Below are 16,312 nucleotides of genomic sequence, written 5' to 3' on the forward strand. Positions count from 1 at the left end.
GAATTTAGGAACATTATGAAAACAATTATTAATACCGATAACGCGCCTAGTGCGATTGGTACCTATAGCCAAGCGGTAAAAGTAAACAATACCGTTTATCTTTCAGGGCAAATCCCTTTAGTACCAGAAACCATGGAAATCGTTTCGGATGATTTTGCTGAACAAGCGCATCAAGTTTTCAAAAACTTATCTGCAGTATGTGAAGCGGCGGGTGGCACATTAAATGACATGGTAAAGGTCAATATCTTTCTAATGGACCTCAGCCAGTTTGCGACAGTAAATGAGGTGATGAGCCAATATTTTCAACAGCCTTATCCAGCTCGTGCGGCAGTACAAGTTTCAAGATTGCCAAAAGATGTTGCAATTGAAATTGACGGTGTAATGGAATTACCAAACGTAGGTTAGTTAATAAAAATTGATCTTCCTGTAACGAATTACACAAAACAGTTAAGCTCTATGGGAAGTCGTCAATAAGTATGTGTGACGTGTAATTTATTCAAAGCAATTTTGCTTTAAACAAAGCCGTCAATTGATGAAGTTATGAGCTTTTGTTTCATAAGTGATTCACTGAAGAAAGCAGACAATGCCGTATAAAGCGTAAGTGCGAAGAATATGACTCCAGATAGATTAAAAAGAATTAATGCGATGTTAGATCATCGTCAACCAGACCTTACCGTTTGTATGGAAGGCGTGCATAAAACGCATAATCTTGCCGCAGTAGTGAGAACTGCTGATGCTATTGGGATTAGTGATGTTCATGCTGTGTGGAAAAATGAACGCATGCGTGTTTCTGGTGGCAGTGCTGCTGGCAGCCAAAATTGGGTTGATGTACACAATTACACTTCAACGGAAGCTGCCATTAAAACGTTAAAACAGCAAAATATGCAGGTGTTGGTGACTAATCTGTCTGATACATCCGTCGATTTTCGTGAAATTGATTACACTAAACCAACGGCGATTATTCTTGGCCAAGAAAAATTTGGCGCTTCACCGGCTGCGCTTGAGCTAGCGGATCAAGATATCATTATTCCTATGGTTGGCATGGTGCAATCATTAAACGTTTCAGTTGCCAATGCCGTGGTTTTATATGAAGCACAACGCCAACGCCAAGCAGCGGGCATGTATGATACGCCAAGTATTTCGTATCAACGTCGACAACGATTTTTGTTTGAAGGTGGCCACCCTATTTTTGCCAGCGCATGTAAACGTAAAGGATTACCATATCCTGAGATTGATGACGAAGGACAAATTGTCGCCTCGGAAGATTGGTGGCAGCAAATGCAGATGACCCAAGAGGCATGGCAAGAGCTTGATAGCGAATAATATTTAGGTGAGCATGTGCTAGGAACCCAACAAGGTATTGGAAATTTGGCAAGGATAGCCATTACCACACTCAAAGGTGTTGGTCCTAGTATGGCAGAAAAGCTTGAAAAAATAGGCTTACATTCGCTACAAGATCTCCTGTTTCACCTGCCTAATCGATACGAAGATCGCACGCGAGTTACCGCGATTCGAGATTGCCTGCCAGGCATATTTACCAATATCATCGGCGAAATTACTCAAAACCAAATTGTGCAGGGTCGTCGTCGAATGATGGTGGTGACAGTGAACGATGGTAGTGGCTCGGTAAATCTACGCTTTTTTCACTTCTCTGCCGCGCAAAAAAATAATTTATCAGTTGGGTTAAATATTCGCTGTTATGGTGAAATTCAAAGAGGTGGTAGGGGGTTTGAAATCATTCACCCTGAATATAAACCACTCGACCAAGATAAACCGTTAACGCCCGTTGAAGAAACATTAACGCCCGTTTATCCAACCACCGATGGCCTTAGGCAAATTTCCTTACGAAATTTAACCGAACAAGCCTTAACTCGTCTTAAACGAGGACAGGTTGAAGAATTACTGCCAGATAATTTTAATCTTGAAAGTTATTCACTCGCACAAGCATTAGCGTTTATTCATCGCCCAACACCAGATACGTCTGTTTTACAACTTGAGGCAGGCAAACACCCCGCGCAATTGCGATTAATTAAAGAAGAGTTACTTGCTCATAATTTAAGTATGTTGAAATTGCGCGCCTCAAGCGATGTTCATCAAGCCGTATCTTTGCAGGTTGACGATAACATTGGGTCAGCTTTTTTACAGTCTTTACCTTTTTCACCGACCAAGGCACAAGCAAGAGTTGTTAAAGAAATTCGTGAAGATTTAGGTAAAAATCAACCTATGATGCGTTTAGTGCAAGGAGATGTTGGTTCAGGAAAAACGCTAGTTGCAGCGCTTGCTGCCATTACGGCGATTAGCGACGGCTATCAGGTTGCGTTAATGGCGCCCACCGAAATTTTAGCTGAACAACATGCGATTAGCTTTGCCAAATGGTTTGAACCTTTGAATATTACCGTAGGTTGGTTAGCAGGAAAAACTAAAGCAAAAGCGCGCAATCATGCCTTGGAGCATATTGAAAATGGCACCATGCAAATGGTGGTTGGCACGCATGCGTTATTTCAAGAGCAAGTGGTATTTAATAAATTGGCGCTGATTATTATTGATGAACAACATCGTTTTGGTGTCCATCAGCGATTATCGCTCAGAGAAAAAGGCGCTTTTGAAGGGAATTATCCTCATCAATTAATTATGACGGCAACGCCTATTCCTCGAACGCTCGCGATGACCGCATATGCCGATTTAGACACTTCAGTGATTGACGAACTACCGCCAGGTCGTACACCAATCACTACCGTTGCGTTACCTGACTCTAGACGAGACGATGTTGTCGAACGAATTCGTCAATCTTGTATTAATGAAAAACGTCAAGCCTATTGGGTATGTACCTTAATTGAAGAATCTGAAGTACTGCAATGCCAAGCAGCAGAAGATACTGCCATATATTTACAAGCCCATTTACCTGAATTAAAAATTGGCTTAGTGCATGGCCGAATGAAAGGCGCTGAAAAACAAGCTGTGATGGAATCATTTAAAGCGGGAGAGTTACACTTATTAGTGGCGACTACTGTGATTGAAGTGGGTGTGGATGTACCAAATTCGAGCCTAATGGTTATTGAGAACCCAGAACGGCTTGGCTTGGCGCAGTTACACCAATTACGAGGACGAGTGGGTCGAGGCTCTGTCGCTTCTCATTGTGTACTGATGTATAAAAGCCCATTATCAAAAACTGCAACCAAGCGCTTAGCGGTGTTAAGAGAAAGCAATGATGGTTTTGTGATTGCGCAAAAAGATCTTGAAATTAGAGGGCCGGGCGAATTATTAGGTACCAAGCAAACCGGCTTAGCTGATTTAAAAATAGCGGACTTACAGCGTGATGCTGACTTGATCCCCGATATTCAACAACAGGCTTATTTGTTATGGCATCAACATCCTGATAATGCCACTCCTTTAATTGAACGCTGGTTAGGCAGCAGAGAACATTTTAGTAACGCCTGATTTTGTATTTATCACTGCTAATTAATACAAAATTTATACAGCAATTTTATTATTTTTTATGATAACTTGTTTATACATATTTTAGATTATTAGACTGATGAATATTCGTTTTTATGAGATAGACTTATTCCGATTTCTGGCCGCGTTTGGTGTGATGGTTTTTCATTATACTTACACGGCTTTTATGGAGGGATATGCACCCATTGCTAACTTTGAAAATTTCAGAGAAGTATCGCGTTATGCCTATATGGGGATTAATTTTTTCTTTATTATTAGTGGTTTTGTTATCTTTATGAGTGTCAAAGATGGCAGTGCAAAGAAGTTTGTTATTTCTCGTTTTGTTCGTTTATTTCCTACTTATTGGGCGGCTTTAATTTTAACTAGTCTGATAACGGTTTACTGGGGTGGGGTGGGTTTTTCTATTACATGGCCACAGTTTTTTGCTAATACAACTATGATCAACGAGGCGTTTAATTACAAACCTATTGATGGTGCTTATTGGACTTTATTTATTGAATTAAAATTTTACATATTTATTTGGGCACTTTTACTCTGTGGTGCCTTGCAGTATATTCAACACATACTTGCATTCACCTTAATTGTGAGCACGGCTGCTCTATTTTTCCCTTGGGCAGAAAATGTGAATATGTGGACGGGAATATTTCCTCATTGGAGTGGTTATTTTGCTTCAGGTTGTGTGCTTTATTTATTAAGGCGTGATGGTATTAATTTGTACCGAATGGGGTTGTATATACTTTCGTTTATTTACATTATTATACAATCTGTTTTATTTGGTTCATTAATGGGAAAATGGTTTGATATCATTTTTGATAGTACAACTATTATCTTGATCAATTTAGTGTTTTTTGCAGTATTCAGCCTCACGGCTTTTTGTAAAGATAATCATTTACGTAAACGTTGGTGTTTTTATTTAGGTATTTTAACTTATCCACTTTACCTTACTCATCAACATATTGGTTACATAATATTTAACCAATTTGGCACAGAAAGTAATATTGTGAATTTGATTGTATTGACAATTTTACTTATGGTGGTTGTCGCATATCTAATACATTATTTTATTGAAATAAAGTTAAGTCGATCGTTGAGTAGGTGGCTAACTAAACGTTTTCTAGTTATTCGAAAGCTGGACGTTAGAAAAAAATATCAAAAAGTGTAGTCATTTTAGGATTGCACTTCACTGCCTTTTGATTTGTTTATCGGACTTTTATCTTGATAGAGCCATAAGCATTTTCTTACCGTGAAAATCACAGAAAAATAAACAAGATATTGGCTAGTGTTAAAAATAATCAGTTTTGGCCAGAATGCTGTTTCTTCACTAAAAAACTGCAAACCAAACATGGCCGGCCAAGCTAATAATTCATAACCAGGGAGCGATATTGGAGCCATGGTGTAATTAAAGATAAAGGCTATGAACCCCAGGGCGACTCCTGAAAAGCCCAAATTAACGCAAATTTGAAATCTTCGTTTATCGGCTTTTTCATCAAGTTTCTCGCTAAAGAACTAGTCTCGTACTTGACCGTCACCAATCACGACAAATTTTTCAGTGGTTAACGATGATAATCCCATAGGTCCATAAGCATGCAGTTTACTGGTAGAAATACCTATTTCAGAACCTAATCCTAGTTGCCCTCCATCAGAAAAACGTGAAGAAGCATTTATCATTACCACAGAAGAATTGATTGCGCGAACAAATTGTTGTGTGCGACTGGTATCTTGGCTGACAATGACTTCGGTATGATCAGAAGAATATTCGTTAATATGATCAATACCATCGTTAAAACTGTCTACGATTTTAACGGCTATTTCTTGCGCTAAATATTCGGCATGATAATCATCAGTTGTCGCTAAAGTGGCATCTTTAAAGTATGGAAGACTCTTTTCACAGGCATGAATTTTTACTTGGGCTGAATCAGCAAGTGCTTTTGCTGCTAAAGGTAAAAATTCTGCAGCAATATCTTGATGTACCAATAAAGTTTCCAGTGAATTACAGGCACTTGGACGCTGTGTTTTACCATTGACTAAAATGTTCACCGCTTTGGTTAAATCGGCATATTTATCAATATATAAATGACACACGCCTTTGAAATGTTGAATCACTGGAATTTGACTATTTTCCGTGACATAGCGAATTAAGCCTTCGCCACCTCGTGGGATGACGAGATCAATACTGTCGCGTTGAACTAATAATTCATTGATAATTTCACGGCTGGTATCAGGAATAACTGAAACAATATTTTTATCAATTTCTTGATGTTCTAATACTTTATGTAAGCAATTGGCGAGGGCAATATTACTGTGAATAGCCTCAGAGCCACCACGTAAAATAACGGCGTTGCCTGATTTAATGCATAGCGCAGCTGCTTCTGCGGTAACATTCGGACGCGATTCATAAATCATCGCAATTACCCCTAATGGAATACGCATTTTTCCTACTTGCATACCATTAGGTCGTAAGGCTAAATTAGCAATATTACCGACTGGATCTGCCAACGTAATAATTTCACGAATGGCATCAGCAATATCAGTAATGCGTTGTTCTGTTAATAATAAACGATCGAGCATGGCATCACTTAAACCTTTCGTTTTACCTGCACGAATATCTTTGGCATTTTCTTGAATGATAGTATCGCTATTATCTTCTATTGCTTGCGCCATTTTTGTAAGTAATTGATTTTTCTCTGATGTGGTAAGTTGTGCAACTACGCGAGAAGCTTTTCGAACCAGCTTGGCATTTTCGGCCATGTTAAATTGTGTCATTTTTATCTCTTTACTTCGCCATAATTTAGGCAAAAATTTCAGTGTTAAATGTTCATTTATTGAATAAAGAATAGTTATCTCGAAGCGATTTATAAAATAACCATATCATCTCGGTGAATCACTACTTTGCTTGGGCAACAGCCTAAAATTTTGGTGATTTGACTGCTATTACAGCCTTTGATACGTAATAAATCTCTATGGCTATATTGGCAAATACCTTTTGCTATTATTTCTGCTGTTTGATTGTCGATAATATTAATCGATTCACCTGCGGCAAAATTACCACTGACTTCAACGATGCCCGATGGTAGTAATGAAGCGCCTTTATTTATTACGGCATTAACCGCGCCGGTATCTAGGCTAACATTGCCATGACTTTTTAACGTGTGTTTTAACCAGTGCTTTCGCGCTTTGATAGCTGTTTGATTTGCTTTAAAACGAGTGCCAGGGTTGTCACCTTTTAATAAGGCGTCGAAAATTTCGCTATTGCGACCATTTAAAATGTAGGTTTCAATGCCGTTTTCTACCGCTTTCTCTGCAGCTTGAATTTTAGTTTTCATGCCGCCGGTAGCTATGGGATTGTTCGTCGTGCCCGCCATCGCATAAATTTCATCGGTGATTTCGCTAATTTCAGGTACCAATACAGCATTTGGATTATCACGCGGATCTTGATCGTACACACCATCAATATCACTCAGAATAAACAAACAATCTGCCTCACTCACTAAAGCAACAAGGGCCGCAAGATTGTCATTATCACCAACTTTTAACTCATCTGTTGCCACAGTGTCGTTTTCATTCACTATTGGAATAACATTATTGGCGAGTAAAATACGTAAAGTATTTTTAATATTAATATAGCGTTCACGATTTTTTAAATCGGCATGAGTGATTAACAACTGGCTACAAGGCACATCAAAAAAGCGCTGCCAATTTGCCATCATTTGCATTTGCCCAACAGATGCCATGGCTTGCTTGGTTGGAATCGAAGGATTATTAGAACCGTGCTGAATTAATTGTCTGCCAGCGGCAACACTGCCAGATGACACTATAATTATTTCTTTGCCTGCTTGTTGGCATTCGGTGATAAAGCGCGCGATGGCAAGTAAATACATGCCACTACAGCCTTTTGCATCTGGTGATACTAAGGCACTGCCCACTTTGATGACAGCACGATTAAAATTCATTACATTTCCCCATGATAATTAGCTATAGCATGCCCTGAAAGCGCGGTGAGATGCAATGATATTTTCTGTGTTTGTTAGAAGAGATTGCTCTTTTTAGTAGCTTTAGGCAATAACGGGGGATTAATGGTTGTTTTTCATTATTAAAGAACACTAATTTAGCCGATTATCTCAGTGCTTAAATAATATTGATAAAAAAGTGACCACACTTTCATGTATAGTGTTAGTTATCCTCAAAAAGGAGAAAATATTAGCTGAAAGCTAGATAAATTCGATTTATTATAGCTGACAAGAATAAACGTGATTGTATTGGCTTAAGTGATGTTAAATTTTTTACCTGCTTTCCTCATTGGTTTTATATCAATGATTTTTTATACCGTTAACACTCTTTTTTGGTTGTTGCCGATTGTACTGTTTTCGCTTCTTAAAGCACTTATTCCATTACATTTATGGCGTAAGTTTTTTAGTTATTTACTCGATAACATGGCGAGTAATTGGGTGGCAGTAAATACCTTAATTCAAAAACTATTTAACACGACTAAGTTAGTTGTGACTGGTTTAGAGCAGCTTGAAAGAAAACAATGGTATTTAGTGATTTCAAATCATCAAAGTTGGGTAGATATTGTGGTCTTGCAACGTATTCTTCATGGCAAAATACCTTTCTTGAAATTCTTTTTAAAAAAAGAACTGATTTATGTACCTTTTCTTGGCATTGCCTGGTGGGCACTCGATTTTCCATTTATGAAGCGATATAGCCAAAGTTTCATCAAAAAAAATCCTCATTTAAAGGGTAAGGATATTGAAACGACGCAAAAAGCGTGTGAAAAGTTCAGACATAAACCTGTGAGCATTATGAATTTTATTGAAGGCACGCGTTTTACCAAAGTAAAATATGATAAGCAAAATTCACCGTTTCAATATTTACTAAAACCCAAAGCCGGCGGTATTGGTTTTGTGCTGTCTACGATGGGAGATCAGTTAAACAAGGTTTTAGACATTACTCTTTACTATCCTGATGGCACACCAACTTTTATTGATTTTATTTGTGGAAGAGTGAAAGAAGTACGGGTGGATATTGGCATAAAAGATATTGATCAATCGTTAAAGGGTGATTATGTTAACGATAGAGCGCATAAAATTCAGTTTCAAAAATGGGTTAATCAGCTTTGGTTAGATAAAGACGCAAAACTTGCTGAATTTCATCAACAGAATAAATAAGGGAATTATATGATAGCTATTATGTCATCGTGGTTAACAGAACAAGGAGTATCACCTGATAATTTAGCTATCTCATCATTAATACTTGGTTGTGTGATCATCTTTGTATTGTGTGCAATTGCTTATTATTTAGCAAAACATCAATTATTAAGTGTGGTAAAAAAACTCGTAGCGCATTCGCGAAATACGTGGGATGACTTGATTTTTGAACACCATGTATTTACTCGTTTAGCTTTGTTAATTCCACTGATACTTTTTTGGTTTTTGGCGCCTAAATTAATTGCAGCAGAATCTTTAACGCTACATTTTTTCTTGGTGTTTGCCAAAGTTGCCATAAGTTTTCAGGTGGCTAGAACAATAGCCTCGCTCCTTAATGTTGTAAATAACATTTCTAGAGAAACGGCGAAACAGCGTTATTTACCGTTAAATGCCAGTATTCAAGTGATTAAGTTAGCGGTATATCTAGTAGCGACTATTTTATCAATTTCATTTGTCCTCGATAAGTCGCCAATTTACTTGCTGAGTGGTTTAGGGGCATTAACTGCGGTATTACTCTTAGTGTTTCAAGATACCATTAAAGGGTTAGTTGCCAGCATTCAAATTTCTGCTAATAAAATGCTTGCCCCCGGCGATTGGATTGAAATACCACAGTATGGCGCAGATGGAGATGTGCTTGAAATTGGTTTAAATACGGTAAAAGTGCAAAATTTTGATCGCACGGTAACTACCGTTCCTACTTATGCGCTGATTAGCGGCTCATTTAAAAATTGGCGAGACATGTTTGCTTCTGGCGGACGTCGTATCAAACGCACAATTATTGTCGATATTGGTAGTATTCATTTTTACCAAGCCGATAAAATTGAAAAGCTTAAAGAAATTCATTTATTAAAGGATTACTTGGCAAGGAAGTTACAAGAAATTTCTGAGCATTCCAAGCAACTAGCATTAAAAGATACCGATTATGTGAACCAACGAAAATTAACCAATGTAGGAACTTTTCGCGCTTATATTCAGGAATTTTTGCAACACCATGAAAAAGTTCATCACCAAATGACATGTATGGTAAGGCAACTACCTGCGACAGCGACAGGTTTACCTTTAGAGTTATATTTTTTTAGTAATGACCAAAACTGGGTGAATTACGAGGCAATACAATCGGATATATTTGATCACCTCTTTGCGATGGCGCCAGTGTTCGATTTACGGATTTTTCAACACCCTAGTGGTGATGACTGGCGACATCGTTAAAAGGTATTTATCGTTGTCTGATCACGCCTTCTTGCATGGTAGTGGCGACTAAATCGCCTGCTTGGTTGTAAATTTGTCCTCTTACTAAACCTCTACCACCAATACTTGTCGGGCTTTCCATGACATATAATAGCCAATCATCAAAGCGAAATGGGCGATGAAACCACATGGCATGATCAATGGTCGCTATCTGAAAGTTTGGCTGCCAATGGCTGACTCCGTGACTAAACAGTGCGGTGGGCAAAAAATGAAAATCTGAGGTATAAGCCAGCATGTATTTGTGTATGCGCGGGTCATCAGGCAATTGACCGTTGGCTTTGATCCACATATGGCAGATAGGCTCTGATTTTTCAGGTTTTATCCAATTATATTGTTCAACGGGTTTTAACTCGATTGGCTTTTCTGAAAGAAATTTACCGCGGACATTTTCAGGGATATATTGCTGATTATCAAAAATAAAATCAGTAAAAGACGGCAATTCATCAGGGCCTGCAACGTTAGGCATTATATTTTGATGATCAAAGCCTTTTTCTTCTAACTGAAAGGAAGCGGTCATATAAAAAATAGCTTGGCCGTTTTGAATTGCTTTCACTCTACGGGTATTAAAACTGCGTCCATCACGAATATTTTCTACTTCATAAATAATTGGCTTTTCAGCATCGCCTGGTCGTAAAAAATAAGAGTGTAATGAATGGACATGTCTATCTAACTCGACACTTTCTTGCGCGGCTGATAAAGCTTGCCCCATGACTTGCCCACCAAATAGCGCTTTAAACCCTAGATCTTGGCTTTGACCACGATATAAGCCTTGCTCAATTTTTTCTAAAGACAAAAGGGTGAGGAGATCTTTTAATACTTGGCTCATAAAGAATATTACTCATAAAAAACATATCTGCAATTATATAAGCAATATGGTACCGATTGGAATAGACTGCTTGTACCAGTTGAAAAACTATCATTTAATTGTAGCCATTTGTTGAATTATAGAACGAACTAAGATATTGTCCGATTATATTTTAAACATAATATCCTCGTTGATTGTAGAAGGTAGATACGTGCAAGCTGTATTAGAGAGAGAAGTGTTGTTAGAAAGAAGGCATTATACGCCTGAACATTCTTCGCTGTGGGATAAGCTATCGTTAGCTCAAAAATTCGCAGCAAGTAGCTTAACTCAGTTTGGCTACGACCTTGCTTTTATCCGTAATAGCCAAGCAAACGGTAGTTTAGCTATTTTATTATGTGACGGAAATGCAGCAACAATTAATGATGATGGTGAAATTAATACCTCACCTGAAATTACTATTAGACCGTAATCAAGCAATTTTAAAATCAGGCCGCTAACGCAAGTTAGCGGCCTTTTTTTTTCCAAAAAATAACTATTGTCCTTTGCTCAACGTATTAAGAGAGCGGTTTTATCATATGTAGCATTTCAGGCTTAAAGCCGAGGTTTTGATAAAATTGTTGGGCATGATTGTTATTGGCAAATACTTCTAAATGCAATAACCGATAATTCTGATTTTTGGCCCACAGTTCTGCTGATTGCATTAACTGTTGACCCACGCCCATTTTTTGAGCGTTTGGGCATACCGCTAATAAGGTAATGCTTGCACATTTCTCGTTGGATATCCCATCTGTATGACTACAAATGTGTATAAAACCTATAGAGATGCCATTTCGTTCGGCAATTAAGGTTGTATGAGGTGCTGGCGCGTTATTTAACATTTCAAGTATGTAGTTATCTTGCATTTGTTGCACAGTATTTTTATCGTGCCATGAAAGCTTTGCGACTTCGGCTAATCTGGGTGACAAAGATAAAATAAAGTCGTGATCAGTTTTTAACGCATCACGGATAGTAATTGCTTGGCTCATTGTGCTCCTCAATGAAATTTCGTTAATCGTCGTTTATTTATCAAGGTATGAAAAAATATCAGGGTATGAATCTTCATTATGAAAATCAATCAATACGGCATTAATTTTAAACATAACTTAGTCGTTAAACGTTGCTTGAATATATCATGGTAAGGTTTTATTGAACTACACCTGGCTTATTGAATTTTTATTTAAGTGACAAAGGTTTATTGATTCAATGATGGTATAGGGAAATGGGAAATAGACAACTGAGTGGTCTGGGTATCTTTTGTTGATTTTTGGTTATAAAAAAACCCAACATTACGTTGGGTTTTTAATTCTTAAAACAAAAATTACTTAATTTTCGCTTCTTTATACATTACGTGCTTGCGAGCTTTTGGATCAAACTTTTTGATTTCCATTTTCTCAGGCATAGTCTTTTTATTCTTATCAGTAGTATAAAAATGACCTGTACCAGCACTTGAAACTAAACGAATTTTATCACGCATGATGATTCCTTAAACTTTTTCGCCACGGGCACGGATATCAGTTAATACTGCATCAATACCTTTTTTATCGATAATACGCATTCCTTTCGGAGTTAAACGTAATTTAACGAATGTATTTTCACTTTCAACCCAAAAACGGTGAGTTTGAAGGTTAGGTAAAAAACGACGACGAGTCGCGTTTCTTGCGTGCGAACGGTTGTTTCCAACCATTGGCTTTTTGCCTGTTACTTGGCAAACTTTAGACATATGAGTACTCCAAAATTAATTTCAGCTCGAGCTATTTTTCCCCAAGACCGTCGCCCCGGGATCCTGAAAAAGGTGGCATATTATAGAGAAAGTGAAAAACGAAATCTAGTTTTTATCGCGTTCCAAGCAAAGATCTTTGCTAATTCCTTGTAAATTAATCAGTTAAATGATTGTTTTTCACAAGTTGGTATAAAAAAACAGCGATTATACGCTGTTTTTTTATAAGGTTTGGTTGAGATATTAAACAATTTTAGCTTACATTCGAATCTAAAAGTTTATTGAGTTTCTTTTGTTGATCTTTATTGCATAGTTCGTCTATTAAAATACGGATGATATGCGATTTCGCTAATTGACTGTCTTTTGCTAATTCTTGAAGTTGCTCAATCGCTTCTTCACTCAAGGTAAACGTTGCGTGCCTAAATGGCTTGCCGGCTTTACTTTTTCGCCTTTCTGCTTGTTTTTTTACTTCAAATTGCTTGGCTGCTGCTAATGCTTGCTGCAAATTAACCGTTTGATTTTTACTTTCACTGACAATTTCAGGCGTGCCTTTCGCATAATTTTCTGCGTCAGCAATAAATTCATCTACGGTAAATGCCTTTTTCCGTGGCTTGCCGTCCTTGGATTTTTTTAGATCAGATAAACTCATGAGAGTTGTCCGGTTTCATGGCGAGTAATTCCTCGGCTATTGCTTTCATTTCAGTTGCCGCTTTACCTTCAGGGTCTATTTCAATAACAGAAGAACCTTGTTCTTCACTGTCATCATAAATATTGCGGTTATAAGTCACTGCGTCTAAAACATTAATGCCGTATGACCGACAGACATCTTTAGCTTCTAAAATACGATTTGCTTGAGTGGGTAATGCAGGACATTGAGTAATAACAAATGAGGCTAGCATTTTAGGGTTGACCATTTTACAGGTACTTAACATATCTTCCATATGCGGCACTGTTTTTAAATCACGACGTTTCGGGCGAAGAGGAATGATAACATGTTCGGCAACGGACATCGCAGCACGTAGCGCTAAATTATCTTGGCCGCCACAATCAACAATAACGTAGTCATAATGTTGGTTTAGACTTAATAAGTCATTGCGAATTTTTCCATATAATTGAATACAGTTTATTGCGGGTAAAGATGGATCAGTATTGCGTGCTTGTATCCAATCAGAAGTGGTTCGTTGTGGGTCACAATCAACCATTAAAACGATGGCATTTTTATCACGTGCAAAATAAACTGCTAAATTTTGCGCAAGGCAACTTTTACCACTGCCGCCTTTTTCACCACCAACTAATATCATCATTTCGCCAATTCCTTCTACTACAACTTTAATGCGTTATTTATGCACCGATCTTTTAGTATAGCTTAAAAAATCAATGTTGAATTTTATTCACTATTGGTTCAATTTTAATGCTAATTCAAACCAACCATTCTCTTGTTCGAGACAACGTATTACTTTGCCTTTTAAAATTTGGCAATTTGCTGCTGCCGCTTTAAACCTAATGGTCACTTCAGTATTAATAGGAATGCTTTGGTCACAATCGAGTTTTAATCCACCTTTGGAAAAATCAACACAGACAATTTTCTTGTTTATTTCTTGTCCAGAATCATGGGTCCAAGTTATATCAACTAGTTCTTTTTCCATGTCTAATCGAAATGATTTACGACGTTCTTCACCATCTTGATTATTAATCGTTGGGATATCATCTGACATATTTCAATCCTTATTCTTTCTCATGATATTTTAAACCTAACTGTCAATTCAACGACTTGCAAGATTTTTAAGTAAATAATTCATTGGCTATAAAAGTCCATGTTCTGCAAAAGAATAGCATTGGTGACCCGCTACAATCATATGATCTAATACTCGAATATCAATAAGAGCCAATGCTTGGCTTAATTGTTGAGTAATATTTTTATCTGCAAAGCTAGCTTCTGCGACGCCTGAAGGGTGATTATGGGCAAGGATAACCGCGCAAGATTGATGTTTTAGTGCATTTTCTACCACGACTCTAGGGTAAACGGCGGAAGCATTTATTGTCCCATAAAATAGGCGCTTAAACGTTATCACTTGATGTTGATTATTGAGAAAAAGTACAGCAAAAACTTCTTGGCTTTCATTGCGCAGTTGGCTGATTAAAAAATCTTTACTTGCTTGTGAAGAAGTCAATGCTTGGCCGTTGCTCATTTCTTCCGCAAGAAACCGTTTACTCATTTCTAAACAAGCTTGTAGTTGCACAAATTTTGCTATGCCAAGGCCATGCACTTGACAAAATTCATCAGCGGAAGCTCGATAAATAGCAGCTATACTGCCAAAGCAAGATAATAACTTCCTAGCTAGATCTACAACATGGCAACCTTTAACGCCGGTACGGAGAAAAATAGCTAGAAGTTCAGCGTCAGATAAACTTGCCGCCCCTTGATTTAATAATTTTTCTCTTGGTTTTTCAGAACTTGGCCAATCTTTTAACATAAGTGCATCCTTGCAATGTCAATTTTCTTCGATGCCGATTAATGGTATCGTATATAAAATAAAGATTTAGACTATTAAGACTAGCAGGTTATGCAAATTCTACAGGGTAAAAAAATTGTCTTAGGTATTACCGGCGGTATTGCTGCTTATAAAATGCCAGAGCTCGTTCGACGACTTATCGATCAAGGCGCTGAAGTCCGTGTTGTGATGACCGAAAGCGCAAAAGCTTTTATTACTCCTTTAACCTTACAGGCTGTTTCAGGAAACTCCGTTTCAGATACGTTATTAGATACTGAAGCTGAGCGTGCAATGGGGCACATAGCATTAGCTAAGTGGGCTGATTTGTTATTAATTGCTCCAGCTAGTGCTAATAGCATTGCAAACATTACTCATGGTTTAGCGAATGATTTATTAGGCACCATAGTGTTAGCAACTAATGCCACTATTGCTATAGCACCCGCGATGAATCAACAAATGTGGCATGCTGAAATAACACAAGAGAATATTCAAAAGCTTAAAAATCGTGGTATGCATATTTGGGGGCCCGGACAGGGCGAACAGGCATGTGGCGATGTTGGCTTTGGTCGACTACTGGAAGTGCCAGAATTAGTTGATCAGGTTTGTGGTTTATATCAAGAAAAAAAATTGTTGAATCAACATTGGGTGATCACGGCGGGGCCAACTCGAGAAGCAATTGATCCTGTGCGTTATATTTCCAACCATAGTTCAGGAAAAATGGGCTATTCAATTGCACAGGCTGCGTTAAATGCAGGTGCGAAAGTTACGTTGATATCTGGCCCAGTGAACTTATCTACGCCGGAAACTGTTGAATTAATTAAAGTGACGAGTGCCGAGCAAATGCATCAAGAAGCCATAAAACAAGCGAAAAATGCTGATGTATTTGTGGCTTGTGCTGCGGTAGCTGACTATCGAGTGGCTGAAATAGCGGAACAGAAAATTAAGAAAACGGCTGATAATCATCACTTGCAAATTAACTTAGTGAAAAACCCTGATATTGTCGCTGACGTAGCTGCTTTAGCGGATAAACCTTTTACCGTAGGTTTTGCCGCAGAAACACAAGATGTTGAACACTATGCGTTAGATAAATTAAAGCGTAAAAATTTAGATTTGATTGCCGCGAATAATGTCGCCCTTTCAGGGCAAGGTTTTAATAGTGATAACAATGCATTAACGGTTTTTAGTGCGACATCTCAGCATGACATATCGTTAATGAGTAAAAGTGATGTCGCGAAAAAATTAGTCGATATCATTGCTGAACAATTGGATGAAAAGCATTAAAGAACATTATACAATCTTAGTCGACTTGATAGGTGTTAAGTTTTAATACCCTTTATAAAAACAATAGAGA

19 protein-coding genes are annotated in these 16,312 nt (G+C 37.8%); 8 read left to right on the plus strand and 11 right to left on the minus strand.

Annotated features, from left to right (window positions below; genetic code table 11):
- Positions 1 to 12 precede the first annotated feature (12 nt).
- The 4 genes from Q4493_RS05810 to Q4493_RS05825 all read left to right on the plus strand — a co-directional run bounded on the left by Q4493_RS05810 (position 13) and on the right by Q4493_RS05825 (position 4,618).
- Positions 13 to 405: a RidA family protein gene (locus Q4493_RS05810; protein WP_303450763.1), complete on the plus strand. Its 393-nt coding sequence runs from the start codon at positions 13 to 15 to the stop codon at positions 403 to 405.
- Between the two features lie 207 nt (positions 406 to 612).
- Positions 613 to 1,323, plus strand: coding sequence for a tRNA (guanosine(18)-2'-O)-methyltransferase TrmH (trmH, locus tag Q4493_RS05815; RefSeq protein WP_303450182.1), 711 nt, complete (start codon positions 613 to 615; stop codon positions 1,321 to 1,323).
- 15 nt (positions 1,324 to 1,338) lie between these two features.
- The gene (recG, locus tag Q4493_RS05820) at positions 1,339 to 3,438 is read left to right on the plus strand and encodes an ATP-dependent DNA helicase RecG (RefSeq protein WP_303450185.1); all 2,100 of its coding nucleotides are present in this window, start codon (positions 1,339 to 1,341) and stop codon (positions 3,436 to 3,438) included.
- Between the two features lie 97 nt (positions 3,439 to 3,535).
- Entirely contained in the window at positions 3,536 to 4,618 is a 1,083-nt protein-coding gene (locus tag Q4493_RS05825) for an acyltransferase (RefSeq protein WP_303450187.1), read from the plus strand.
- A 5-nt stretch (positions 4,619 to 4,623) separates the two neighbouring features.
- On the opposite strand, the gene Q4493_RS05830 is transcribed toward Q4493_RS05825, so the two are convergent.
- The 3 genes from Q4493_RS05830 to proB all read right to left on the minus strand — a co-directional run bounded on the left by Q4493_RS05830 (position 4,624) and on the right by proB (position 7,406).
- The gene (locus tag Q4493_RS05830) at positions 4,624 to 4,848 is read right to left on the minus strand and encodes a hypothetical protein (protein WP_303450190.1); all 225 of its coding nucleotides are present in this window, start codon (positions 4,846 to 4,848) and stop codon (positions 4,624 to 4,626) included.
- A 114-nt stretch (positions 4,849 to 4,962) separates the two neighbouring features.
- Complete coding sequence (locus Q4493_RS05835) at positions 4,963 to 6,219, minus strand: glutamate-5-semialdehyde dehydrogenase (protein ID WP_303450192.1); 1,257 nt, start codon at positions 6,217 to 6,219, stop codon at positions 4,963 to 4,965.
- Positions 6,220 to 6,308: 89 nt separating this feature from the next.
- Positions 6,309 to 7,406, minus strand: a complete 1,098-nt coding sequence (gene proB / locus Q4493_RS05840; protein ID WP_303450195.1) for a glutamate 5-kinase — start codon at positions 7,404 to 7,406, stop codon at positions 6,309 to 6,311.
- A 318-nt stretch (positions 7,407 to 7,724) separates the two neighbouring features.
- Between proB and Q4493_RS05845 the strand changes: the two genes are divergently transcribed.
- Positions 7,725 to 8,621, plus strand: coding sequence for an acyltransferase (locus Q4493_RS05845; protein WP_303450198.1), 897 nt, complete (start codon positions 7,725 to 7,727; stop codon positions 8,619 to 8,621).
- A gap of 9 nt (positions 8,622 to 8,630) precedes the next feature.
- Positions 8,631 to 9,869 (plus strand): mechanosensitive ion channel family protein, encoded by a 1,239-nt coding sequence (locus tag Q4493_RS05850; protein WP_303450202.1) that lies wholly within the window; start codon positions 8,631 to 8,633, stop codon positions 9,867 to 9,869.
- A 7-nt stretch (positions 9,870 to 9,876) separates the two neighbouring features.
- Here the strand turns inward: Q4493_RS05850 and tesB are convergent, their stop codons facing one another.
- Positions 9,877 to 10,734 (minus strand): acyl-CoA thioesterase II, encoded by an 858-nt coding sequence (gene tesB / locus Q4493_RS05855; RefSeq protein ID WP_303450204.1) that lies wholly within the window; start codon positions 10,732 to 10,734, stop codon positions 9,877 to 9,879.
- Positions 10,735 to 10,924: 190 nt separating this feature from the next.
- Here tesB and Q4493_RS05860 point away from each other — a divergent pair, with 190 nt between their 5' ends.
- The gene (locus Q4493_RS05860; RefSeq protein WP_303450206.1) at positions 10,925 to 11,182 is read left to right on the plus strand and encodes a hypothetical protein; all 258 of its coding nucleotides are present in this window, start codon (positions 10,925 to 10,927) and stop codon (positions 11,180 to 11,182) included.
- Positions 11,183 to 11,267: 85 nt separating this feature from the next.
- On the opposite strand, the gene Q4493_RS05865 is transcribed toward Q4493_RS05860, so the two are convergent.
- The 7 genes from Q4493_RS05865 to radC form a co-directional block, all read right to left on the minus strand.
- Positions 11,268 to 11,738: an N-acetyltransferase gene (locus Q4493_RS05865; RefSeq protein WP_303450208.1), complete on the minus strand. Its 471-nt coding sequence runs from the start codon at positions 11,736 to 11,738 to the stop codon at positions 11,268 to 11,270.
- 332 nt (positions 11,739 to 12,070) lie between these two features.
- On the minus strand, positions 12,071 to 12,226 hold the full coding sequence (gene rpmG, locus Q4493_RS05870; RefSeq protein WP_044834320.1) for a 50S ribosomal protein L33: 156 nt from the start codon (positions 12,224 to 12,226) through the stop codon (positions 12,071 to 12,073).
- Positions 12,227 to 12,235: 9 nt separating this feature from the next.
- Positions 12,236 to 12,472: a 50S ribosomal protein L28 gene (gene rpmB, locus Q4493_RS05875; RefSeq protein WP_303450232.1), complete on the minus strand. Its 237-nt coding sequence runs from the start codon at positions 12,470 to 12,472 to the stop codon at positions 12,236 to 12,238.
- 250 nt (positions 12,473 to 12,722) lie between these two features.
- On the minus strand, positions 12,723 to 13,118 hold the full coding sequence (locus Q4493_RS05880; protein ID WP_303450234.1) for a ribbon-helix-helix protein, CopG family: 396 nt from the start codon (positions 13,116 to 13,118) through the stop codon (positions 12,723 to 12,725).
- The gene (locus Q4493_RS05885; protein ID WP_303450237.1) at positions 13,105 to 13,773 is read right to left on the minus strand and encodes an AAA family ATPase; all 669 of its coding nucleotides are present in this window, start codon (positions 13,771 to 13,773) and stop codon (positions 13,105 to 13,107) included. The genes Q4493_RS05880 and Q4493_RS05885 overlap by 14 nt, the downstream gene beginning before the upstream one ends.
- Positions 13,774 to 13,863: 90 nt before the next feature.
- A complete protein-coding gene (locus Q4493_RS05890) occupies positions 13,864 to 14,184 on the minus strand; it encodes a PilZ domain-containing protein (protein WP_303450240.1) in 321 nt (106 codons plus the stop codon).
- 87 nt (positions 14,185 to 14,271) lie between these two features.
- On the minus strand, positions 14,272 to 14,943 hold the full coding sequence (gene radC / locus Q4493_RS05895; RefSeq protein ID WP_303450242.1) for a DNA repair protein RadC: 672 nt from the start codon (positions 14,941 to 14,943) through the stop codon (positions 14,272 to 14,274).
- 90 nt (positions 14,944 to 15,033) lie between these two features.
- Here radC and coaBC point away from each other — a divergent pair, with 90 nt between their 5' ends.
- Positions 15,034 to 16,242, plus strand: coding sequence for a bifunctional phosphopantothenoylcysteine decarboxylase/phosphopantothenate--cysteine ligase CoaBC (gene coaBC, locus Q4493_RS05900; protein ID WP_303450244.1), 1,209 nt, complete (start codon positions 15,034 to 15,036; stop codon positions 16,240 to 16,242).
- The last annotated feature ends 70 nt before the right edge of the window (positions 16,243 to 16,312 follow it).

Origin of the sequence: Colwellia sp. 1_MG-2023, from assembly GCF_030546755.1 — a bacterium.
In the GTDB taxonomy this organism is placed as follows: domain Bacteria; phylum Pseudomonadota; class Gammaproteobacteria; order Enterobacterales; family Alteromonadaceae; genus Thalassotalea_H.